The organism is Camelimonas fluminis (assembly GCF_014656355.1).
In the GTDB taxonomy this organism is placed as follows: Bacteria; Pseudomonadota; Alphaproteobacteria; order Rhizobiales; family Beijerinckiaceae; genus Camelimonas; species Camelimonas fluminis.
Genome location: NZ_BNCG01000026.1, coordinates 13,170 through 35,654, shown reverse-complemented (window position 1 = coordinate 35,654; position 22,485 = coordinate 13,170). Strand labels below are relative to the sequence as shown.

Sequence of the window (22,485 nt, the reverse complement as noted above, 5' to 3'; positions counted from 1 at the left end):
GCGGCCGAGGGTGATGTTGTCAGTGATCATCGTATGCTCCTGCGCAACGCGCTCTTTTTCTGGGGTTTCGCCCAAATTTCGTTCCAAAAAATTTGTTTGAAAAAGAGGAGCTATTTTCACAGGGGTTTGTGATGGTCGGAAAAATAAGCCCGCGCTTGTGGCGCGGGCGTCAGGAAATCTAGCTTGGATGTCGGGGCGGCGGGTTTTTTGGAAACAGTTGCTTACGCCCAGGCTTCGTCGGCTGGCATCCAACTGCGCTCGACGCTCAGTTCGATGCCGACGGAACGAATGGCGTTCGAGAGCGTCTCGGCAATCTCAATCTCGGTGCGGATGGTGCATTCGGCGACCATCAGCTTGGCGCGGTAACCCTTGGGCGTGTTGACGTAGACCTTGCTGGCGTCAGCGAGGTGGTCGAACGTGAAGGTTGCGACCTGAACCATCTCGATGCACTGAGGAGCGGGTGCAGGAGGAACCAGGGCGGTCGTGGGCGTCTGCGGGATGGCGGCGGGAGCGATGACCAGGGCGTTGGTGATCGTGGCGTTGAGCGACATCGCAGCATCCTTGATTGGGGTTTTGCCTGATTTGGCTTTGCCCAAATCATTTTTTTGTAAAAGGCATCGTTGATTTGGGGGGAGACTGCTATGGTCGTCAGGCGCATTTCGTTATGGTCGCCGTTCGGTCGACCAGCGGTGGATCTGGGTCTGGAAAAAGACGCCGCGGGGCGCGGATAGTCGTTCGATATCCAAGCGATCCGTCCACCAGCAGCCGGTAAGGTGAAGCGCAAGTTCGGCATAAGCGATCGTCAACATGTCGTGGACCATAACTGGTTCGCAGTCATTGAGGCTGATAGCTTTGAGTGCGTCGGTGGCAACAAGGCCTTGGACAGGCGTGACTTGGCAGCCGCACTCATCGGATTCCGCAATTGCGTCTTGCTCGTTGGTGAAGAGGCAGGTGAAGTCCTGTTCGAACTCGTCATCGAAGTAGGTGAGCTCGAAGATCGGGGCCATCTCGGTCAGCCCCTTCTCGATACCCCATGTCTCGATGACAGCGCGGTGCGGTTGCTTCAGCTTGTGGATGTCGAGGAAGTGTGCCGCTTCTTGGGGCCGGACAACCCAGTCGTCGCCGCTTACGAAGCCTGGAGCAATCTGGCGCCATGCATCTGGGTGCTTTGAGATAGATAGGCCTGCGCCCTCTTGGCTCCCGCGGCGCTTGTCTGCAGGATTCATCGTTCCGACATGATAGGCCTGCTTGAGCTTTCGGGTAGGCCAGCTTGGAACCTCAATTGGATGGTGGCTCAAAGGTGAAATTCCTCGTGCTCGATGGGTTGGCGGTTAAATCGTTCACAGGCTGTTCGGGTAGAAATGAACCTTCATGATTGGGTGATTTTCGGGGCCGGCATGCGCGAAAAAAAAAAGCCCGCTGTTGGGCGGGCTTCTCTCTTGGCCGTGGCCTCGAGGGCCATCAGCATGCTGACAGGGGAGCGGTCGCCCTGGCTTCGCCGATTATACCTCTCTGCTGGTGGTAGTGGCGGCGTTGGGGCGTAGTTGGACGAGCCATAGAATGCCGTCCGGGACCACACGCCATGCAGACCATTTGTCGGAGAATGTAAGTGTCATTTTCGCGCGCCATATGGCCTCAGTGCGGGTTGCCCATACCGTGTAGTTGATCCACTGCGCCTCGCGGTCTGTTCGCTCAGCCTTGTGCCCGTTGAGTTCTGCCGTATTGATGGGGCGCATGGGGACATTCCTTTTTCGGAAAGTGAGCGGCATTGCGCTGCCTCATGTGACGATGGTTTGTTAAAGCCGCGTCGGCGCGTAGCGCTTCAGGCGCTTTCTTTGGGGTGTTTCAAATTGTTCAGGGTTCAAAAATCCTTTTTGTAGAATCTCAAAAGAGGCCTGCCGGTGGCGGGCCTGATTTTATTATTGCGGAGAAGTCGGGGAGCTTCTGGGCCATCAGTTGGGGCTGGCAGCGAATAATTACCAAAATTCCATTTGTTTTGGATTTTTCTCGCTCTTTTCGGCCAGCAGTTCGGCGTAGCGATGTTGTATACCTGAAACAGTGAGGTGATCAGACGCGAAGCCATACATTTTGGAGATTTGGTTGCGGGCGTTGCAAAGGAGCGCTGCTTCATCGTCGGTTAGCATTCGCTCGGGCCAACCTTTGGTGAAAAGCATTGCCTTTGTGAGTGTGGCTTCAACCGACTTTCGTTTGATGGCGCGCTCTTGCGCCTGTTTCAGGCGATGCCGTGTGGAGGAAGACAGCTTTTCGGGCGCGATATCGCCAAGCCAGCGCGATCCCTGGAATGCGAAGCTGCTTTCAATTTCGAGGTCGACCATTTCTTGAAGCAGACCTTGGCTCTCAGGTTGGAGTGCAGCGGCCTGCAGATCCGCAAGGTTCGACATGATGCAGAAACGGCAGGAAACACGGCTCATGCCAAATTCTCGATATGCCGGATGCGGTAACAGGCCGGCATCGTGGATGGCGCCGAACACCTCATCGACTGTGTGGTCGATGATTGGACGCCAGGTGATGATTTGTCCGGCTGTATCGGTACTCGTCGGCGGCATTCGGGAGCGGGCGGCGCTTTCTTCGCGGCGGACGCCGGTCACGTTGATGATTTTCTGGCCTTTGAACCGGCGTTTCAGGTCGGCCATGATGACGTGTGTTTTCTGTTCTGAGGTGCAGAAGCGCATCGCCGGCGTGGACCAGCAGGGCACCAGGGTAACTGTGCTGAGGCTCTCGTACCTGGTCTTGCTGGAAAGCCAGCGGCTTTTCCAGCGCTCCATAAGGCCACCCGCCTTGCGCCGGACAACGACAAGGTCGCGCCCGAAATGTGTCGCAAGCTCCTTGCAGATACGCAGACTGTCGCTCCACTCAACGGAACCGAGATCCGCGTGAATGAGGATGCGTGGGCCACTGTGTTGGGCGCGGTCCAGGTACGAAAATGTAGCGAGAGCCGCCGCTTGGCTGTCTTTTCCGCCAGAGACGCCGATTGCGACTGGAGAACCTGACGCAACTAGGCCCTCGATTTCGGGCGTTAGCGAGATGTTGTGAGGAATTTCCATCAGGGTTTCCTTGGTCCGTTGACCGACGTGGTTTTCGGTTGGCGGGGTAGTTGATGCGGTGTAGCGCGTACCTTGATGTTGTTGTTGGAGCCGGCGCTGGCGGTCATGTGGGGACAATCCGTTTGGAGCTGAACGAGGGGAACGCGCGCGTGGGTGTTTTGCAGGTGCCAAAAAAAATGGCCGCCGGGAGAGGCGGCGGCCAGTGGGGAGGCGCTGGAGTGTGGCCTTGATGGGGTCAGGCGGCGACGGTCTCGACCTTTGGAGCGCGCGGCTTGGGCTGCAGCTGGCCCGTCTCGCGCATCATTTTGAACCACTGGCCGCGGGTCAGGTAGGGCGTATCGTACACCTTCCGGGGATTGGCTTCGAGCTTGAGACCGGGCTGTTCCTTCGTTGCTTCTGCTCGCGCATCACGGCGGGCTTTGCGCTGTTGGGGCGTTTCGGGAGCCAGCTCGCCGGTCCGGCGGAGCATGGCGAGGAACTGGCCACGCGGCATGAAGGGAACGGCTTCCAGGCCCAGGATGGCGATCGGGTCGAGATTGGTGGTGGTGGTACGCATGGGACTTTCCTTTTTGGGGAAGTGAGCGGCGTTGAGCCGCCTCATGTGATGATGGTTGGTTAAAGCCGCGCCGGCGCGTATCGCTTCAGGCGCTTTACTTCTTGGGGTTTCGAACCATTCCGGGTTCAAAAAATCTTTTTTGTAGAATTTCAAAAGAGGCCTGCCGGTGGCGGGCCTGATTTATTGGTGTGGTGCGCACCAACGAGGGCAATGCGGTATGGCTGTGAGCGCATTGTTGGATTACCCGTGGCAATCAGGTGTTTGCCATGGGTCCCATTTCGTGGGGCGAACTCGGATGTTTCATCTCTAGGAAGGTCGCAGCTTTCGGAGCACCGTTGAGGGAGAGCATCTGATCCAGGCGGAAGAGGTCATCCCATTCATCGCCTGAGGTCGAAAGCACGAAGCCCTGCCCCTTGAGGCGGTTCAGGAAGGTGTAGCCGCCGACGGCGGTATGCCAAACCCGCTTTCCGCCGGGATAGTCGCAGATCAGGTAGAAATCCTGGTCATCCTCCCCGAAGCCGATCAGGCGAGCGACGCGATCCGAAAGGAGGATGGGTTCATTGAAATGCGCCCGAAATTCTTCGAGAACTTTGGAGCGGAGGCTGTGGTGCGAGGGCAAGGCAGCTTGATCAGATGGCGCCATTTCTCTCCCGAATTTTGTCGTTGATAGACGTCTGTGACGAGGGTGCTGGAGACGCAGTGGTGCGTCTCCGAATGCCCGAGCTACGCGTGGCAGTCGGGGCGGTTGCATCGTGATGGCGGTTCGCCAGGGCGGATTGCCGGACTAGCGAGACGCTTAGGCAAGCTGGGCGGGCTCGGCAGCCACCTTCGGCTGACGCGGCGGCAGTTTGCCAGCCTCGCGCATTTCCTTGAACCACTGCCCACGGGTCTTGAAGGGGGTGTCGTAGTCCTTGGCTGGAGTGTTTTCGGCGGCGGCCTTCGCGGCCTTCGCCTTGTTGGCAAAGTAGCGGCGGCGGGCGAAGGCGTTGCGCGCTGCCTTTTTATCATCGGACGACTTGTCGGTGGCGATTGCCGCGTCGTTGGCCTTTGGCGTGCGTGGCGGCAATTTGCCGGCCTCACGGAGTTCCTTCATGAACTGGCCGCGTGTCTTGAAGGGGGTGTCGTACACCCTGGCAGCGGTGCTGGTGGCGGTCGACGTTGAAACGTTGGTCATGGTCGTATCCTCATAGGATCTAGCGATCTTGGATCGCCTCATGGGTTGTGGTGAAACGGCGCCGGCGCGTAGCGCTTCAGGGCGCATTGTTTCTTGGGGTTTCGAACCCATCCGTTACATATAGCTCTTGAAAGTGTGTAATTTTGATAGAAAGCCGCCTCCGGGCGGCTTTCTAGTGACCTCCGCTTCAATAAGAGGTACAGTATAAAACATGTAGGATGTGTAGGAGGTGGGCGTGGCCTCTGTCAGAGTCGTCGCACAAATCGTGGAGGACAACACGGGTGTGGCAAGCCATATTCCTCTGCTGATGACAGAGGAGGGAGAGTTTTCGTCTCTGACGGATTATCTCCTGATCCTACACACCAATGGGCGCTCCACGTCGACGCTTGAGAAAATCGTCCGGGCTGTAGCGATGCTTCTCGACTACATGGAAGCCAACGCTGATGCGTTCAAAAACCCCGAAAAGCTGTTCCAAGCCTTCGTAAGGCGACTATACAGCGGAACCGTTTCGGAGGCGGGCCTGGACCCTTCTGGTCTGTACTGGGTGCCTGTCTCTGAGGCGACCGTGAGAGAGCGCATTAACGCACTAACTGGCTTTACGGATTGGCTTGCTACCAATTGGGGCACCAAGCCGCTGAACCCGCTACACAAAGCCACGCCTCATGAAGAACGCCTCCACTACGCGGCATGGTTCCGACGGAATCAGAACGATTTCCTAGGTCACATCAAAGACAAGTCTATCAGCACTACCGTCAAACGTGCGCGGAGCATCAAGGGCCGAACCCTGCTGGCGAAGACCGAGGACGATGCGATCTCCTTCCCTACTGCCAAGTTCGAAGCCTTATTCACTCAAGGCGTAGGCGGTGCCAAGGATCCCCGCGTCGCTCTGCGGGACAAGCTGATTCTCATTTTGATGCACGGCGCGGGGCTCAGGATCAGCGAAGCTATGCTTCTATGGGTGACCGATGTCTTTGAAAACCCTGCAGACCCAAGCCAGGCGCTTGTACGCATCTACAACGAGCGCGAAGGTGCTGCCCCCGAAGGCTGGAAGAGTCGCATGGGCGAGCGAACCCGCAAGGCGTATCTAAAGGAGATGTTCGGGCGCATACCGCGCTGCGACATGACGGGGACGCAGCACTTGGGTTGGAAGGCCAAGCTGGTCGACGACAGGGACGGCTACTTGATTGCGCAGTGGTTTCCAGTCGATTTTGGCCGGGTTTTCATGTTTCTATGGAAGACCTACCTGAAATATCGTGCAACAGCGGACGCGCATCACCCCTACGCGTTCATCAGCTTCGACAGCAAATGGTTTGGCAATCCTTATACGATCAACGCCTTTAATCAGAACTATGCGGCCGGCCTACTCCGAATCGGCTTGGAGCCGAATAAGGCCGTGGGGCTTGATCCGCACGGGCACCGGCACAATTACGGGCGGCGTCTGACCCAGGCGGACATCGATCCACTGATCCGCAAAAAATGCCTTCACCACAAATCGCTCCAGTCGCAAATGGTCTACACCCTGCCGGGCAACCAAGACGTTTCGAACATGCTCAACGCGGCCTCCGAGCAACTTGCAGGGACCGGCGCCAAGGTGGGGAACGCAGACTGGAAGACATTGGTTGAGCACGGCTTTGCGGACATCGATCCACAGAGGCTTTACACTGGCCACCGGCCGCGACTGAGTGGTGCATGAGAGTGGCACGGCAGAGATACAACGGCCGCTCCAGTGATCTAACATTCTCTTGGCTTGCCCGTGAGCATGGTGAAGGCTGGTTGCCGTGGCAGCAGTATGCGGCGGAATGGATGGCGACTCAGGACGCTGGCGTCGCTACTAAACTGAAGTCTCTCAGGCATTTCTTCGTCACCTACCTAATTCGCTATGCCGCCTACGCCAAGGATGTCACGGCCTTTTTCAAGGGGCATGCCGGACACAGATCGTCGTCCCAAGAGTTCGTCGATGCTTTGCGGGCTGTGGGTGTAAATGAACAAAGCTCATTCGCGAAAGGAGTAAGTCACATTGTTGCTTTCGTCGATTATGTTATTAAACAGCATTACAGCGTCGAGGACGACTACGGTGTAAAGCGACCCATTGTCTTGAACCCTTTCGAGTCGATAAGGAGGGAGGACTCGACGCAGGAGACCGTCCGGAACCCGCTGCCGTATCGCTACATTCAGCAGCTACGACAGATGCTCTGCCCTTATCCGCTCGGCCACGGGCAACTGGACACACCAGAAGGTTTTGACAAAAGCCCCCCTTGGGCGAAGCGCCATTTCCGTGACTGGTCATGGGCGCATGATAATGTGCCCTACGCTTGGTTCGAGGTGGAGCCAGAGATTATCGACCACAATGACCTCGACTGCGTATTTCGCACCAAAGTGGTTGCAAGAAAAAACAAGAAAATCAGAATCCACCAGATGTGGTCGCCGGTCGTCGCCATGTTTCTCTTGGTGAAACTGCATTTGCCTTTGCGCACCAACCAAGTCCGCTTTCTTGATTCCGGTGAAGCCGATACTTGGCGCTACGAGGGCGGCCGCTGGGTGGCGAACATCCATCCCTTTGTCTATGGCAGCAAGAGGCGTCCTTACGCCAAGGGCGTGTTCCGCCGCAACTACGATTCGATGACGGAGGCTTACGCAACCGCGCTCTACGTCTCGACCAATAAGACCGCCGATCGAAACAAGAGTGAAATGGATCGCGGTTACACGATCCCTTGGCAGCACGAGGAATTGCTGTGCTGGCTGGAGAAGTTGCGCAACTGGCAGGAGAAGTACAACCCTATCACTGCACCAACGAGTGGGAGCGAATTGGGCAGGAAGCATGTGACCCAAATCAAGAGCGAATCAGCACTGAGGGCCATGGGCGAGTATTGCTTCCTGTTCCGCGACGCCAGTGCGAAAAGCGCGGAAGACCGCTCCAAACCGATTACCGATTTGCCCTGCACACTATCCTGGTATCGACTATTGCTTCAGTTGGAGCGCAACCTCTCGGCGTCGGGCCACCGACTGAGCGACGGCAGCGCGCTGAGACTGGTGGAGTACTACCCGGAAGGTACGCGTGACGGGGCAAAAGCGAAAACCCTGTTCCCACTTCACAGCCTCCGGGTGTCCCTAATAACTGCCTACACCATGGACACGGCTCTGCCCCTGCCGGTCGTCTCCAAGCTTCTGGCAGGCCACACGCGCCTGCTGATGACAATCTACTACAACAAGATCACCCCCTCCGTCATGGCGGAGAAAATGCAGGAGGCGCACGCGGCGCTTGATGCCAAGGCGCTAGCCTCGCTCCACACCTTTCTCAAGGATGCTGAGCTCGCCCAGATCCAGACTCGCACCGCCTACAACAGCGAGGAATCCGTCGAGGCAGCCATCGCCAACCGCAACCCTATCGGTTGGGAACACCGTTCGGCGGGGCTGTGCTTGGTCGGCGGCAATACCGTGCGCTCGGACGAGCTGAGCACGCTAGGCGGCTGCTGGAATGGCGGCCCTGTAGTGAAGGAAGCGGCGAGCGCGTATAGCCGCGTCTATGCCCCGGTGCCTCACGGGCCGGAGAACTGTATCCGCTGTCGCTGGTTCATCACCGACGCCAGCTACCTGACCGCTCTAAACAGCCAGTTCAACCAGATCAGCTACAAGGCCCACCAGGCGGCGAGCTTGGCGATGGAGATCGAGGGCGAGCTGGAAGCGCTAAACGACGAGCTGTTCTTCGCGGAGGAACGCGGGGCTCCGTTCACGAGGCACTATGAGCTTCAAGTGCTGCAGCGACGCTACGAGAAGCAGATAGTGGAGGCAGATGAGCACGCCAAGGATTTTATCGCCTGCTTCAACTTGATCCGGCGCTTGATGGATATCGAGACCCGGCGCGGCGAGACCGACGAGGGCCAGAAGCTTGTCGCCGTTGGCTCTGATCAAGATCTCAAGGTAAGTATGCGTTTGATCGAGACCAACTCAGAGCTGCTGCATCTGTCGTTGCTCTGCGAGGACGCGGAGCTCCATCCCGATCTGCAGGATGATCTTCGCAAGACCCCGGCCATCTCCAAACGCACGCTCGCACTCAGCCGCATGATGATGCAGAAAGGGTATAAGCCCCTGTTGATGGAAATGGACGAGAGGGCGCAGTTGATCGCCGCAAACGCCCTTGTCCGCAAAATGGCCAAGATCGCGCACCCGACGGACAAGCTGCAAGGTTATCGGATCGCGGCGAATTACATTGAGGCCCAGCAGTATCTGGTAGACGATGAGCTTCTTGAGGCGGGCATCGAGGACATGAGGCAAGTCGCACCGCTTGCCTTGGCGAGCATCAAGCAACGGCTGATCCAACATGAGGAGGTCATCTGATGGAGGTCGACATCGACCTCATTCTTGAGGGCCTCAAAGAGGGCAAGACGGCGAAGACGCAACAGTCGATCGACAAACTCAATCAAACCTTGGGGGGCTATTTCGAGCGCGGCGGACGCGATTTCTCGATCACCACCATCGGTCGAGTTTCGGCGCAAGACAGAGGTGTCGGCTACCAGTCCATCCGGGCGACCGCTAACAAGCATTACCGGAATCTGATCGAGGCATGGGCGGCGAAGGCCGGGTCTACTACCAAGAAGCCCCTGAGCCTCCAAAGTCGATCCCGCCGAGTGCCTCAGGACAATCAACTGCTTGAGCGCATTCCCGATCCCGCCCTGCGCGTGCTGTTCGGCCAGATCATCGCCGAGCGCAACCGCTACCGAACCCAGCTCAATATTCTCAAGAACCAGGCGAACGTCGTGATCGACAAGCGCCCCATCCGGCAGTTTGACGTCAGCGCAGTGCCCTCAGGCGAGCTTCTCCCTTCGCTCAAAGGAATCGTCTCAGACAATGAGTTCAAGGCGCTGCGGTTTGCCGCTTCTGATGAGTGTGTCGAGCGCCAAGGCTGGCTGGTCACGCAAGCCGGACAGGTAAAAACGGAGTATGGTGGGGAAGTTTTTCCCCGTGGTTTCATGACAGGTCTGCGTAAGCTGGTGAGAGAGGTTGCTTCCGATGAGTAGTCGCCGTGAGCTTGCACTGGAGTATGTCAAGCGCGTCAAGCGGTGGATCTCGGAGCGTGATCAGTGTGGCGACTATCGCGAGTACCAACGTAGCGGCAAGGTAAACCGAGGCGCGCTGTGTGCGGAACTTGATTTCAGCCGCTCAGTTATCAATCAGAATCCTGCCGTGAAGGCGGCTTTGATCAGCGCAGAACAGAGGTGGTTCGCTGGCGATCAGCAAAACACGCAGGCACATGAAGCTGCTCTGGAGCGGTCTGAAAAGCGTGTCGCACAGCACGCCTCGGACATTAGCAGGCTCGAAGATCAAATTGCCAAGCTAAAGGCTGAGAACACATTCCTCCGGAAGCAGTTGGAACGGTATGCGGCGATGGACGCCGTCATCCAGCAGACGGGGGTAGCACCCCGGCTGTGTTGATCCAGATCGCCAAAGTCCGCCCATCGGGCATTCGCACCGCCTGGGAGGTGCTTGGAGACGGCTCGCTCGCACACCGCGATGCAATCCTTACGATTCAGTTTTCCACGCAATTGTGGGAAGCGGCGAGCGTCGGCAGCGTGTGGTCGGTGGAGGGCAAGATTGAACGGCGCAGCTACAAAGTGAGGGGCTTTACAGTCAATGACGAGTTGCTGACCGTCGAGAGGGCGCGCCACGTGCGCCCCTCGGGCGCGCTTCTGGCTCGGTGGATTGCAAAGAACATCGACGGCTTGGGTGACGTCATAGCTCGCCGCTTGATGCGTGCGCATCCTGATATCGATGCCGTCGTACGTAGCGGCGACGTGCAGGCGCTTATGGCCGTTTCTGGCGTCAACGAGCGTCGAGCCAAGGCGCTCATCGAGAAGTGGCCGCCCGAAGGTTTGTACGGCGTTCTGAACTGGCTTCAGGAGTCTGGCCTACCCCTTGGCCTTGCAGACCGTCTCGCACGCGTATACGGCGAAAGCGCCTTGGGCCGGCTCAAGGACGACCCCTTTCTGCTCGCCGCTTTCGGTGTGTCCTTCGCGAAAATCCTTGATCTGATCAACGTACTTGAAATCGAACTGCCGAGAGAACGGCTTCTTGCGGCCATCGCCGAGCATGTCGCGAGTTCCATATGTGCCCGCACTGGCTCCACCGTCGTCTCAGACGACGAGCTGTTAAAGGGCGTCGAGCGCGTTGCTGCTGACATCGACATTGTCACTGACGGCCTAATCGAAGCGGCACTAAATAACGGTGTCCTCATCCGTACTGAGCGCGGGTACCAGGGGCTCGGTGCAGCGATTCAAGAACACGCTGTTGCGCGCTTCCTCAATCGGTCTGCGGCCCGCCCATCCGGTGCAGGTGCTATGCTGGCCGCTTGGGAGAGAGATTTAACGGACGAGCTTATCGAGAGCGCACTTCGCGCTTTCGAAGCAACGTTGCCCTTTGCGATGACCGCAGAACAGCGCGCGGCGGTCAAGGGCACTGTGAAATCACCAGTCGGCGTCATCTCAGGAGGTGCAGGGACGGGAAAGACCACTATCTTGCTGGCAATCCTGGCGGTCTACGACCAGATCGCGCAAGGGATGGTGAAATTCCAGGTCGCACTCTCCGGTCGCGCCGCCCAGCGGATGGCGGAGAGCACTGGCCGCCCAGCCACCACTATCGCAAAGCTGCTTTCTGACCATCGCGGGGAGAATAGGCCGGACTTTCCTGAGCATGCCCTGCTTGTGGTCGATGAGGCGTCCATGGTTGATTTGCTGACGGCGTACCGTCTGGTCGGCATCCTGCCCTATGCGACGCGGATACTGCTGGTGGGGGACGTGGGACAGCTTCCGCCGATAGGCGCCGGCTTGGTCTTGCACGCCGTCATGCGCGGCAATTTGCCAGTCTTCGAGCTGTCGCAGGTCAAGCGCCAAGGGCAGGACTCAGGGATTCATCGCCTTGCTACCGCCGTGCGAACGAATACCTACGATCACGGCCTGCTCAACAGCGTATCCGGTGATTGTCAATACGATCCCGACTGCTCTCCAGAAACCATTATCCGTATCTGGGAAGAAAGCGGCTGCGAAGAAGGCTGCATACTCTTGACCCCGACACGAAAAGGGCCGCTTGGAGTCAACGCACTCAACACTCTCATCCAATCGCACCGTGACGCAGCCGAGCGGCGCCCCGAACTGCACTACAGCGACGATCTGCGCGGTTGGATACCCTGGGTCACCGGTCGAGGCGCGAGGCTGCGCCTAGGCGATCAGGTGATGGTCACCGCCAATGACTACGACGCCGATATGCGCAATGGTGACCTCGGCACAATCGTTGACGTGTACCCCAAGGCGAGGGGCGGAGTGCTCGGAGTGTTGGAACTTAACGGGCGGCTGGTCGAGATCACGGCGAGGTTGCTTGAGGCTTTGGATCTCGGCTACGCCATGACGATACACAAGTCACAGGGCTCGCAGTGGCCGGCCTGCGTCCTGCTTCTACCGGGTTATGTGCCGCACATGCTTGACCAGACGCTGCTCTACACGGCCATTACGCGTCCGGCTGAGCGGCTTCGTGTGCACGGTGATAGGTCGCTGATAATGCGTGCATTGAGTAGAGGCCCTGTGGCCGCACAACGAAATACGAATCTTGAAAGCCTGCTGAGTCGTGCTTGAAGGATTGCGCGCCGAGTGCCGCATCGGCGCGGCTATCAATGCTGCGCGTAGCACACCCTTAGGGCTTGGCGTTTACAGTCGCCGAGATGCCCAAACCTGTGACGAATGGTGCTGTCTAAAGTGCATCCCCCTGAGTACTCGGCTTGAACGGGTGGTTGGGGCGGGGTCTGCCGTGGAGCCTGCGACCTAGCGCAACGGCAGATCCCGCCGCTGCGCAAACGAAACCGAGAAGGCGGCTGGCGTCCGTCGCGCCAGTGCAGAATGCGGGCGGGTTTAGTTGCAGTCGGTCCGCCAGTCGGCCAGTTGGGTTCGCGCCTGGCTCAGCATGGAAAACAGCGGTTCATTTAAGAACTCATCCTGAGGGCCCAGGCAAATGGATCAACAATTGTAACGATAGCCGCCCGCAGCCATCGAAGCGGCAAGACAACGGCAGCGGCCACCTTTGTCAGTGGGGCTTCGCCGTCGAAATAGGGGCGCTACACTGTGAGGCGATATGCTGCTTCCGTTGGGTGTCCCCTGCTTTGCGCATGTATCCCCCTGTCCGAAAGAGGATCGTTCAACGGACGGTTTTCGCGTCGCAGTTCGATAAGCCGAACGACCTTGTTTTATCAGCCCACAGAGCGTCTCACTTGAATGGTACTATATTTATTGCGCTGGAGGGGCCTCTTACGTTACAAATTCAACATGACAAACACGCTAATCGGCTATGCCCGTTGCTCGACGGACAAGCAGGACCTCACAGCACAGGCAAATGCGCTGCAAAAACTCGGCGTTGCAGCAGACCGCATCTACACCGATCATGGCTTTACCGGTGCCAACCGGACACGGCCAGGTCTTAGCCAGGCTTTGGCTGCAGTACGCAGCGGCGATACGCTCGTCGTGCCCAAACTCGATCGACTTGCCCGATCTGTCCCTGATGCGCGCGCTATCGGCGACGATCTTGCAGCGCGAGGTGTGAAGTTACAGATCGGGGCCAGCGTCCATGACCCATCCGATCCGATGGGCAGGTTGTTCTTCAATATCCTCGCCACCTTCGCCGAGTTCGAAGCAGACCTGATCCGGATGCGAACACGCGAGGGTATGGCCATCGCACGCGCCAAGGGAAAATTGCGGGGCAAAAAGCCCAAGCTTTCCGATCGCCAGCAGAAGGAGTTGCGCCGCATGTATGACACCGGTGAATATTCCATCAGTGATCTTGCTGGGGTGTTTTCAATCTCATGCCCGACCGTTTATCGAACTCTTGATCGTCAGGCGATCGTCGCGGACGCTGCTGCGTAGCATACGGTCGCGGCCCATATGCTGACCGGCCATGGGCGATGCCAAGCTGCGTGGCAGCTTCGCGCCCCCATTCCAGCCGTTCGAGGTCGAATGCTTGGCGGTTTAATGCGGCCCCTTGGGCGACTGGGCAGGAATGGCTCTAGGATAAAGCATTGGTTGCCGGTGGCGTGCAGGAAATGGATTTTGAGCAAACCAAGGACGATGCAATTTATGGCGCATCAGGGCCTTCTCAAAGAGAGGGGAGCCGCCCTGGGTTTTCTGGAGGCCGTTTTGTTCGAGTCATGCTGCTAATAGCTGGTGCTCCAGCATGGCGTAGTAGCGCGCATCGGTTTCTACCGGTGGGAAATTACCGATAGGCACCAGCAACCGGCGGCTATTTGACCAGTCGACCCGGGTCGGACTTGCGAACCCCACCGCCTCCAAACATCGCCATGGTCCGCGCCGGTGAAACACTTCGACCGTGTAGAGACCGTTGATCGTACCGGCGAGAGCGTTGACTTAGCTGTCGCCTACACCTCCGACGGACGGCTCGACGCCAACCTCCGCCAGACGCATGGTATGACTGATGCCGACATGCTGCGAATCCAATCGGAGTGGTGCACCAGGCCGCCTTTCGTGCAGGGCTTGCTTGAGAGCGCGGAGTACGAAGCCCGCATGCGCTTTCCGGCTCACGAGCCAGCCAACGATGGGACGGACATAGTTGTGCAAACTGCACCCGATCGCTATCTTCCGAGGCTGAACTGCTAGGGAAGCGGCCCAAGTGTCCATTTTGCGCCTGCCAATGCTGAAGTTTGTCGTCGTGGCGCTCGTCGCCATGGCGGTCTTGCTTGCAGCAGGCTCAATGTGGGGCGGCGGGGATGCGGCGGCTGCTGGGCACATGCACCATACGCATTCAGTCGGCGGCCAGTCCCACCACCATGGCCATCACCATGCGTCGTCCGTCGGAGATCCGGGCGAACCTGCATTCGACATGTCCCTGGTTGAGGTCGCGGATGCCTCCGATGGAGGGGGCGATCAAGCCGATGCTGAGCACGGACCGCACGCACTTCATTCGCATGTCGCGCTATTTCTCGACCGTGTCGAAGAATTCTTGCCGCAGTTGCATGTGACCCGGATCAGCCTGGCCTTCCCTGCAGAGGCAGGTGCGTCGTTGACGGCCGGCCGTCCGGACAAGCCACCGAGAGCCTGATGCCCGTCGCGGTGCTGGATTCAGCGCCAGATTGCGGTGCTCTCGGAGCAATTTTCTATGACTTTTCGTGTTTTCGGATGGCGTTCGCGCCGCGCTTCAGTGCGCGTGCTGATGCGCGCAAGCTGCTTTGTCCTGTTTCCCCTTTTTCTGACGCCAGATGTGGCGCGCGCCGGCCCGGGTGGTGAGGGACATTCTCATGACACGCCGGCCCCCGTTGGTTCAGCAGCGGGCACGCCCCGCCTCGCGCTCAGGGGGGATGTGTTCGACGTCGTCGCGGTGTTTTCGGGCCATGACGTCCGCATCTTTGTCGACCAGCTGGCCGACAATGCTCCCGTCACCGGCGCAAATGTATCGGTGAAAATCGGCGAGCAGCGGCCGAGGGCGGCTGCGTCTGATGGCGAGACCTATCTGCTTGCGGCGGATGCCCAAGTTGCGCCGGGGTCGCCAGTGACAATCATAGTCTCTGCGGATGGCGAGGAGGACTTCGTCGCCGGGACCGCGCCAGCCTCTGCGGCGCTCCAGGAGACCAGTCCCGGGCACGTCGGCCATGGTCACGCCCATATCAGCGCCCACATTTGGAGAGGAATTGCCGGCGGCCTTGTGCTGGTCGTCGTGATTGGCGCCTTTGTTCTTGGCCGCCGCGCCGGGCGAACCGGGGTAGCGACCAGTCTGTTCCTGACCGTGATGATCTTGCCCGTGTTGGCAGGGCCGGGCGGCGAAGGGCATTCTCACGATAGCGCGCCACAATCCGTGACGGGCGATGCTCCACGCCGTTTGCCTGGTGGCGTGGTTTTCGTTCCGAAGGATACCCAGCGCCTGCTGGGTATTCGCACGACGCAGGTTCATGCTGGCTCGTTCACACGTTCTGTGAGCCTCGACGGCCGCGTCACGCCGGCCCCATCGGCCATGACTGCGCTGCACAGTGCGCGCGGTGGACGCGTACTTGGCGCCAGTAGTGGGTTTCCCCACGTCGGAATGAACGTGGTTCGCGGACAGTTGCTCGCGACCGTGGAGCCAACGATCAACGCCGCGGACGCCACGACAATTACGGCGACGATCGCTGAGATCGAGCAACAGATCGCCACGACGTCACTACGCCTGCAGCGTTTGACGACACTTGCGTCCCGGGCCGCCGCGCCAGAGGCTCAGGTCAGGGATCTGGAGACCGAACTGCTGGCGCTCAGGAAGCGCCTTGATCAGGTCAGGGGCCAAGCGGCGAAAGGGGAGGAAATCGTCGCGCCTTCGGACGGCGTCATTGCTTCAGTAGGCGTCCCTGCAGGAGGGGGCGTTGAGCCAAATCAGGTCATATTCCAGATAGTTGACCCCGGGGTGATGTGGGTTGAGGCGCGCGATTTCAGCGGCCTTTCCATCAACGATATCCGCTCCGCTACGTTGGGCCCATCGGCGGCGGGTAGCGTGGCGCTGCGCCCGGTCGCTGCGTCGCCGAAACTGATCTCGGGCGCGGGAGTCATTTCCTTTGAAGCAAGCGCTGGCAGTTCCGGGCTGAAGGCCGGGCAACTCGTCACGGTCATTGCTGGCCTGCATTCAGACATTAAGGGAGTTGGCGTTCCCGCGAAGGCCATCACGAGGAACGCCAGCGGACTGCCAGTCGTCTACGAACATAGCGCGCCAGAACATTTCACAATGCGTGTCCTGACCGGCGACTACGTCAGTGATCAGACCTTCGTGGCGCAGCGGGGACTGAATGACGGCGCGCGTATCATCACGACGCCTGCCCACCTTATCAACCAGATCAGGTGAGGCTGACATGTTCGCATGGATTGTACGCAAAAGCCTGCAAAGCCGTGGCCTGGTGCTGTTCGCGGCCATGGCGCTCATCATCTACGGGGCGTTTCTATTCACGCGCACGCCCGTGGACGTGCTGCCGGACCTGACAAGGCCGACGGTCACAATCATGGCGGAGACCGCCGGCCTGGCGCCGGAAGAGGTCGAGAAACTGGTGACGCGCCCGATCGAGAATGTCCTTCGCGGCGTCGCTGGCGTTACAACCGTCCGCTCCACATCGGGATCGGGCTACGCCATCGTCAACGCCGAGTTCGGATGGAATGAGACCCCTGATGTCGCCCGGTTGCGGGTGAGCGAGCGCATACCTGCGCTTCAGGGCGCCCTTCCCGGTGGCGTCACGCCCATCATCGCGCCAGCCACGTCCATCATGGGCGAGATTCTGCTCGTCGCTCTTACCAGTCAGAACGCGGACTGGGATGGGATGAAGCTGCGGGAGACTGCAGACTTTGACCTTCGCCCGCAGTTGCTGGCCATTCCTGGCGTTGCCTCCGTGAGTGTTATCGGTGGCAATGTACGGCAGTTTGGGGTCGCGCCGTCGGTCGTGGCGCTGGCGGAGTACGGGTTGACGCTCGATCATGTCGTGGCGGCCCTGAAGCGCTTCTCGGCCAACAACAGCGGCGGCTTCATCGATAGCGCTGGTCAGGAACATATCCTGCGGCTCATCGGTCACTCCATGGACCTCACGGACCTCCGCAATCTTCCGGTCGGCGAGCACCAGGGAGCTACTGTCTTTCTGCACCAGGTCGCGAGGGTTGATTTCTCCACCCGGACCAGGAGGGGCGATGCGGGTTTCAACGGTCACCCGGCCGTTATCGTAAGCGTCGCCAAACAACCCGCCGCAGATACCCTTGTCCTTACCGATGACATCGAGAAGCTGCTATCGGAGGTTCAGAAGACAGCGCCTGAGGGGGTGAGGCTCGACCAGATCCAGTTCAGGCAAGCCGATTTCATCAACGTCTCGATTGAGAATCTTCAGTTCGTCGTCCTCAAGGCGGCGATCGTCGTGGCGATCGTCCTTGTCGTGTTTCTGCGGAGCGCGCGCGCGAGCATCATTTCTCTCGCAGCGCTCCCGACCTCCCTCGTCCTGTCTGTGGTGATCTTTCACTTCATGGGACTGTCGATAAACACGATGACGCTGGGCGGCATCGCCATTGCTGTCGGCGAACTGGTCGACGATGCAGTGGTCGACGTCGAAAACGTTATCCAGAAGCTGAAGCGGAACATTGCAAGCGCAACGCCGCGTCCGACGCTGGATGTCATCGTTGAAGCGAGCCAGGAGGTCCGCTCAGGCATCGTCTACGCCACGCTGATCGTGGTGGTTGTGTTCGTGCCGCTACTGTTCATGCCGGGCCTGGAAGGGCGGATGTTTCATCCGCTTGCGCTTGCTTACATCGTCTCGATCCTCGCCTCGCTTGTCGTCTCGGTGACGCTGACGCCGGTGCTGTGTCACTGGTTTCTGCCCCAGAAGGCCGCTGATTTCGCGAAAAGCGGCGATGGTTTCCTGGTGCGCAGACTCAAGGCCGGGGCGCGGGCGTTGATCGTTGTCGCCCTGCGACGGTCCCGGGCTGTCATCGCAGCTGCGGTGCTCGTCGTGGCGGTCGGTGTCGCTGGCATATTGTCGATGCCCCGTACCTTTTTGCCCAGTTTTAACGAGGGAACGATCCTGGTTGGACTACGACTGGCGCCGGGCTCATCGCTTGAAGCCGCCAACCAGATTGGCCAACTGGCTGAGCGCCTCATCCTGCAAGTGCCAGACGTCGCCTCTGTTGGGCGCAGGACCGGCCGGGCGGAGGGGGACCTGCATGCCGAAGGCGTGCATGCTGCGGAAATCGACGTACGCCTGAAGCCAGATCACCGCCCGATGGCCGTGGTGATGGAGGAGATACGGGCGCAATTGGCCAGGGCGCCTGCCGACGCCGTTCTTGGACAGCCTATCTCACATCGCATTGAGCACATGCTCTCCGGCGTACGCGCTGCTGTTGCGGTCAAGCTCTACGGTCCAGATCTTGAGATGCTGGAAGCGACTGCTGAAAGCCTCCGGGCGCGTCTGGCCATGATCCCGGGCCTTACAGATGTGCAGGTCGAAAGGCAGGCGGCGTCTCCCCAGATATCTGTCGCCGTAAAGCCAGAAGTCGCCCGACGGCTCGGGGTGAGGACGCAGGCGGTGCTTGAGCAGGTTCAGACCCTGATGAGTGGGAAGGACGTCGCCAGGGTGTTTGATGGCGAGCGCACCTTCAACGTCACCGTCAAGGCGCGGGATGAGGAAAGGACGCTCGCAAAGCTGAGGAAGCTGCCGGTTCAGACACCCCAGGGCGTCATGCCGCTGGAGGCTCTAGCCGAGGTACATGTCGGCGTGGGACCCGGTGTGATCTATCGCGAGAATGGCGTGCGACGGTCCATCGTGTTCGGCAACCTCTCTGGAGAGCGCAGCCTCGCTGACGTCAGCGCCGCAATCGCGCGTGAACTGGATAATACGACATTGCCACAAGGTTACCGGCTGGCGATGGACGGCGCGCAACAGGCGTCCGCCCGTGGTCTGCAGCTTATGCTGGTCATGAGCCTGGCATCATTGCTTGCGATCGTGGCGATCCTCTACCGGAAGTATCAGGCGGGGGTCCTTGTCGCGATCATCATGTTCAACATCCCGCTTTCATTCGTTGGGGGCGTTGTTGCGCTCAGGCTGGCGGGTCTGGATCTGTCCATCGCCTCCGCAGTCGGGTTCATCGCGCTGGCTGGCATCTGCACGCGCAACAGCATTCTGAAGATCAGCCACTACCTCAACATGATCGCAACGGACGGCTACCGCATGGGGCCGGGTGTCGTCGTGCGCGGATCGCTGGACCGGCTGACGCCAGTGCTGTTGACCGCATGCTCCGCCGCGCTGGCGCTCGTTCCCCTCATCATGCTGAAGGGAGCGCCTGGCGCCGAAATCCTGCATCCCGTCGCCGTCACCATGTTTGGCGGGCTCATCTCGGCGACCCTTCTCGACACCATCGTTACGCCAGTCCTGTTCCATTCTTTGGCGCAGAAAGCGGTGTCGCGACTGACGGTCAGCCATCTCGTGGCGACAGATCGTGCGCAGCAGGCCGACCACGCCAGCCTCTACTGAGGCTGGCTTCCGTATTTCACGCGCGGCCAGGCCAGCGATGCAATCCGCCCAGCCGCAAAAGCACAGGAGACCACCATGAAGAAAGTAACGTTGAGCATCCTCGCCCTTTGCCTCTCTGCGGTTACGGCGGCTGCCGGCGACGTCTCTGGAAAGGGGCCGAATGGCGGACGGATTGGCGATGCCGGCGCGTACCACGTCGAGTTCGTCAGCAAGGGGAACGAGGCCAGCGCATTTGTCTACGACCATGAAAACAAACCCGTGAACGCTGAGAAGCTTGGCGGAAGCGTGACGTTCCTTGTCGAGGGCGACACCGTGACGGCGCCGTTGGTCCCGAAAGGTGGCAACCGGCTTGACGGCGTCCTGCCCAAAGCCTTGCCGGACACCGGCCGGGTGGTCGTCACTGTGCAGGCGCCGGATGGAAAGCAGAACCAGGCGCGCTTCCGCCTCAAGTAATGGAGAGCGGCCGGGGCGTCTGAATGCGCCCCGGCCTCGTCCGAGCGCGACCGCAGGCGGACTCTTGTCCTCAGGGTTGGGTGGCCAACATGTTTGATGTTTTGATCAACCGTACCTACCGGCGCTTGTTTCTGGCGCAGGTCGTCGCCCTCATCGGCACGGGCCTCACGACTGTTGCGCTTGGATTGCTGGCGTTCAGGATCGCCGGGAGTAACGCTGGGTCAGTGCTGGGCACAGCCCTGGCGATCAAGATGATCGCCTACGTGGCGATCTCTCCATTCGCGACCGTTCTGGCTGACCGGTTTCCCAGACGGCCCATGCTGGTTTCCCTCGATGTCGCGCGCGGGGCTTTTGCCTGCATGCTGCCCTTCGTTACCGAGATCTGGCAGATCTATGTGCTGATCTTTCTGCTGCAGTCTGCGTCGGCTGCTTTCACGCCGACGTTCCAGGCGACGATTCCAGATGTCCTGCCTGACGACAAGGACTACACGAACGCGCTCTCCCTTGCGCGCCTGGCTTATGATCTCGAGAGTCTTCTGAGCCCGGTGCTCGCGGCATTGCTCCTGACTGTGATCAGCTTCAACAACCTGTTCGCCGGGACGGCGATAGGGTTCCTCGGGTCCGCCTTGCTTGTCAGATCAGTTGTCCTTCCTGGCGTCACGAGACCAGAAGGCGGGTCATCCTGGTCAAAGCTGGCCGCCGGGGTAAGCACATTTCTGCATACCCCGAGCCTTCGGGGGCTCATGGCCCTCAATCTGGCTGTCGCCGCAGCCGGAGCCATGGTTTTCGTGAATACGGTCGTGCTCGTAAAATCCGCGTTTGGCCTGAGCGAGCAGGCCGTGGCGTGGGCCATGGCTGCATTCGGCGGCGGCTCAATGATTGCGGCGCTCATATTGCCACGCCTGCTCAGTGGACGCTCCGACCGGACGGTGATGCTGGCTGGCGCAGCCGCCATGGCGGCCTGCATGTTCCTGGGCATTGCAGTTGGTCGTTACGACTGGCTTCTGCTGCTGTGGTTTTTTACCGGTTTCGGCTACTCCCTCGCGCAAACGCCGGTCGGCAGGCTGTTGCGACGGGCCAGCGAACCCTCTTTGCGTCCGGCCCTGTTTTCCGGCCAGTTCGCACTATCGCATCTGTGCTGGCTGCTCGCATATCCGGTCGCTGGCCTGGTGGGCGCCAGATACGGAATGGCGATGTCATTTGCTGTGCTGGGAGCGATCGCGGCCTGCAGCATCGCCGCTGCGGCTCGATTGTGGCCCGCGGGTGTGGATGAGGGCTGATCGTCGTCCGCAGTCCTTGCAATACGATGGCCCCAGGCCTAGCTTGGAAATCAAGGGGTCAATCGCGACTACCCCGTGAGGCGGCAGCCCAAAGTTCGCGTCCTTTTCCCATTTGAGGGATGGACGCCGCATGCCGTCAAATTCTGAAATCACCACGACAAAATTATCCCGTCTGATCGGTCTGCCTGAAGCGCCGGCCATCGTTGATGTCCGCACCGGGACGGAGTTCGCCTCAGACCCGCGCCTCATGCCGTGCGCCCTCCGCAAAAGCGCAACGGAGGCACGTTTATGGGCGCCAGATCTCCTGGGCCGCCATGTCATTTTGGTCTGTTCAGATGGTGGCGCGGGAAGCCAGGGCGCGGCGGCCTGGCTGCGGCGGCTAGGGGTTTCTGCGGAAACGCTTGAGGGAGGCTACGCAGCGTGGCGCTCCGCTGGCGGTCTGCTGGTTGAACCAGAAAAGTTGCCGCAACCCGACGACACAGGCGCCACGGTCTGGGTTACGCGCGCGCGTCCGAAGATTGACAGGATCGCCTGCCCATGGCTGATCCGCCGCTTCATCGACCCGAAGGCCAGTTTCCTCTTTGTTGGTGCAGCTGAAGTGACTGCGGTCGCTGGGCAGTTCGGCGCGACCCCGTTCGATCTGGATGGCGTCTACTGGAGCCACAGGGGAGACCTGTGCACCTTTGACGCGATGCTGCTGGAAACTGGTTTGCACGCGAGCGGCCCGCTTCAGAGACTCGCCCGGATCGTAAGGGCCGCCGACACCGATCAACTGGAACTCGAGCCTCAGGCCGCCGGCTTTCTGGCATGCTCACTTGGGCTCTCGCGGATGTTTCGCGACGATCTCGAGCAGTTGGAGGCTGGCATGCTGCTCTACGATGCGCTGTTTCGCTGGTGCCGCGACGCCACCGACGAAACGCACAACTGGCCTTCCCGGACGAAGCAGGGGTGAGGCG

General features: G+C 59.7%; 18 protein-coding genes and 1 pseudogene. 12 read left to right on the top strand and 7 right to left on the bottom strand.

Annotation, left to right across the window (positions count from 1 at the left end):
• Window positions 1-221 precede the first annotated feature (221 nt).
• The 6 genes from IE243_RS18345 to IE243_RS18320 form a co-directional block, all read right to left on the bottom strand.
• On the bottom strand, window positions 222-551 hold the full coding sequence (locus IE243_RS18345; protein ID WP_191320837.1) for a hypothetical protein: 330 nt from the start codon (window positions 549-551) through the stop codon (window positions 222-224).
• A 111-nt stretch (window positions 552-662) separates the two neighbouring features.
• Window positions 663-1,298: a hypothetical protein gene (locus tag IE243_RS18340; protein WP_191320836.1), complete on the bottom strand. Its 636-nt coding sequence runs from the start codon at window positions 1,296-1,298 to the stop codon at window positions 663-665.
• Window positions 1,299-1,976: 678 nt separating this feature from the next.
• Window positions 1,977-3,065 carry a phosphoadenosine phosphosulfate reductase domain-containing protein gene (locus tag IE243_RS18335; protein WP_191320835.1) on the bottom strand — a complete coding sequence of 363 codons (1,089 nt, stop codon included), beginning with the start codon at window positions 3,063-3,065 and terminating at the stop codon, window positions 1,977-1,979.
• Window positions 3,066-3,300: 235 nt separating this feature from the next.
• Window positions 3,301-3,774: a hypothetical protein gene (locus IE243_RS18330; protein WP_191320834.1), complete on the bottom strand. Its 474-nt coding sequence runs from the start codon at window positions 3,772-3,774 to the stop codon at window positions 3,301-3,303.
• Between the two features lie 100 nt (window positions 3,775-3,874).
• Window positions 3,875-4,264, bottom strand: coding sequence for a hypothetical protein (locus tag IE243_RS18325; RefSeq protein WP_191320833.1), 390 nt, complete (start codon window positions 4,262-4,264; stop codon window positions 3,875-3,877).
• Window positions 4,265-4,417: 153 nt separating this feature from the next.
• Window positions 4,418-4,795, bottom strand: coding sequence for a hypothetical protein (locus IE243_RS18320; protein ID WP_191320832.1), 378 nt, complete (start codon window positions 4,793-4,795; stop codon window positions 4,418-4,420).
• Window positions 4,796-5,030: 235 nt separating this feature from the next.
• On the opposite strand from IE243_RS18320, the gene gmtY reads away from it, so the two are divergent.
• The 6 genes from gmtY to IE243_RS18290 all read left to right on the top strand — a co-directional run bounded on the left by gmtY (window position 5,031) and on the right by IE243_RS18290 (window position 13,692).
• Window positions 5,031-6,488, top strand: a complete 1,458-nt coding sequence (gmtY, locus tag IE243_RS18315; RefSeq protein WP_191320831.1) for a gamma-mobile-trio recombinase GmtY — start codon at window positions 5,031-5,033, stop codon at window positions 6,486-6,488.
• Window positions 6,485-9,130 (top strand): gamma-mobile-trio integrase GmtZ, encoded by a 2,646-nt coding sequence (gmtZ, locus tag IE243_RS18310; RefSeq protein WP_191320830.1) that lies wholly within the window; start codon window positions 6,485-6,487, stop codon window positions 9,128-9,130. The genes gmtY and gmtZ overlap by 4 nt, the downstream gene beginning before the upstream one ends.
• Window positions 9,130-9,810, top strand: a complete 681-nt coding sequence (gene gmtX, locus IE243_RS18305; RefSeq protein WP_191320829.1) for a gamma-mobile-trio protein GmtX — start codon at window positions 9,130-9,132, stop codon at window positions 9,808-9,810. Before gmtZ ends, gmtX begins: the two co-directional genes overlap by 1 nt.
• On the top strand, window positions 9,803-10,225 hold the full coding sequence (locus IE243_RS18300; RefSeq protein ID WP_191320828.1) for a VPA1267 family protein: 423 nt from the start codon (window positions 9,803-9,805) through the stop codon (window positions 10,223-10,225). The genes gmtX and IE243_RS18300 overlap by 8 nt, the downstream gene beginning before the upstream one ends.
• Entirely contained in the window at window positions 10,222-12,414 is a 2,193-nt protein-coding gene (locus tag IE243_RS18295; RefSeq protein WP_191320827.1) for an AAA family ATPase, read from the top strand. Before IE243_RS18300 ends, IE243_RS18295 begins: the two co-directional genes overlap by 4 nt.
• A 684-nt stretch (window positions 12,415-13,098) precedes the next feature.
• Window positions 13,099-13,692, top strand: a complete 594-nt coding sequence (locus IE243_RS18290) for a recombinase family protein (RefSeq protein WP_191320826.1) — start codon at window positions 13,099-13,101, stop codon at window positions 13,690-13,692.
• A gap of 279 nt (window positions 13,693-13,971) precedes the next feature.
• Here IE243_RS18290 and IE243_RS23580 read toward each other — a convergent pair.
• A pseudogene (locus tag IE243_RS23580) lies at window positions 13,972-14,391 on the bottom strand (transposase domain-containing protein); the annotation flags it as partial.
• Window positions 14,392-14,473: 82 nt separating this feature from the next.
• Between IE243_RS23580 and IE243_RS18285 the strand changes: the two are divergent.
• The 6 genes from IE243_RS18285 (at window position 14,474) to IE243_RS18260 (ending at window position 22,481) form a co-directional block, all read left to right on the top strand.
• Entirely contained in the window at window positions 14,474-14,881 is a 408-nt protein-coding gene (locus IE243_RS18285) for a hypothetical protein (protein ID WP_191320825.1), read from the top strand.
• A gap of 258 nt (window positions 14,882-15,139) precedes the next feature.
• On the top strand, window positions 15,140-16,642 hold the full coding sequence (locus tag IE243_RS18280) for an efflux RND transporter periplasmic adaptor subunit (protein ID WP_191320824.1): 1,503 nt from the start codon (window positions 15,140-15,142) through the stop codon (window positions 16,640-16,642).
• A 7-nt stretch (window positions 16,643-16,649) separates the two neighbouring features.
• Window positions 16,650-19,796 carry an efflux RND transporter permease subunit gene (locus tag IE243_RS18275; protein WP_191320823.1) on the top strand — a complete coding sequence of 1,049 codons (3,147 nt, stop codon included), beginning with the start codon at window positions 16,650-16,652 and terminating at the stop codon, window positions 19,794-19,796.
• A 75-nt stretch (window positions 19,797-19,871) separates the two neighbouring features.
• Window positions 19,872-20,249, top strand: coding sequence for a hypothetical protein (locus tag IE243_RS18270; protein WP_191320822.1), 378 nt, complete (start codon window positions 19,872-19,874; stop codon window positions 20,247-20,249).
• Between the two features lie 89 nt (window positions 20,250-20,338).
• Window positions 20,339-21,529 carry an MFS transporter gene (locus IE243_RS18265; RefSeq protein ID WP_191320821.1) on the top strand — a complete coding sequence of 397 codons (1,191 nt, stop codon included), beginning with the start codon at window positions 20,339-20,341 and terminating at the stop codon, window positions 21,527-21,529.
• Window positions 21,530-21,659: 130 nt separating this feature from the next.
• Window positions 21,660-22,481 carry a chromate resistance protein ChrB domain-containing protein gene (locus IE243_RS18260; RefSeq protein ID WP_191320820.1) on the top strand — a complete coding sequence of 274 codons (822 nt, stop codon included), beginning with the start codon at window positions 21,660-21,662 and terminating at the stop codon, window positions 22,479-22,481.
• Window positions 22,482-22,485: the final 4 nt, after the last annotated feature.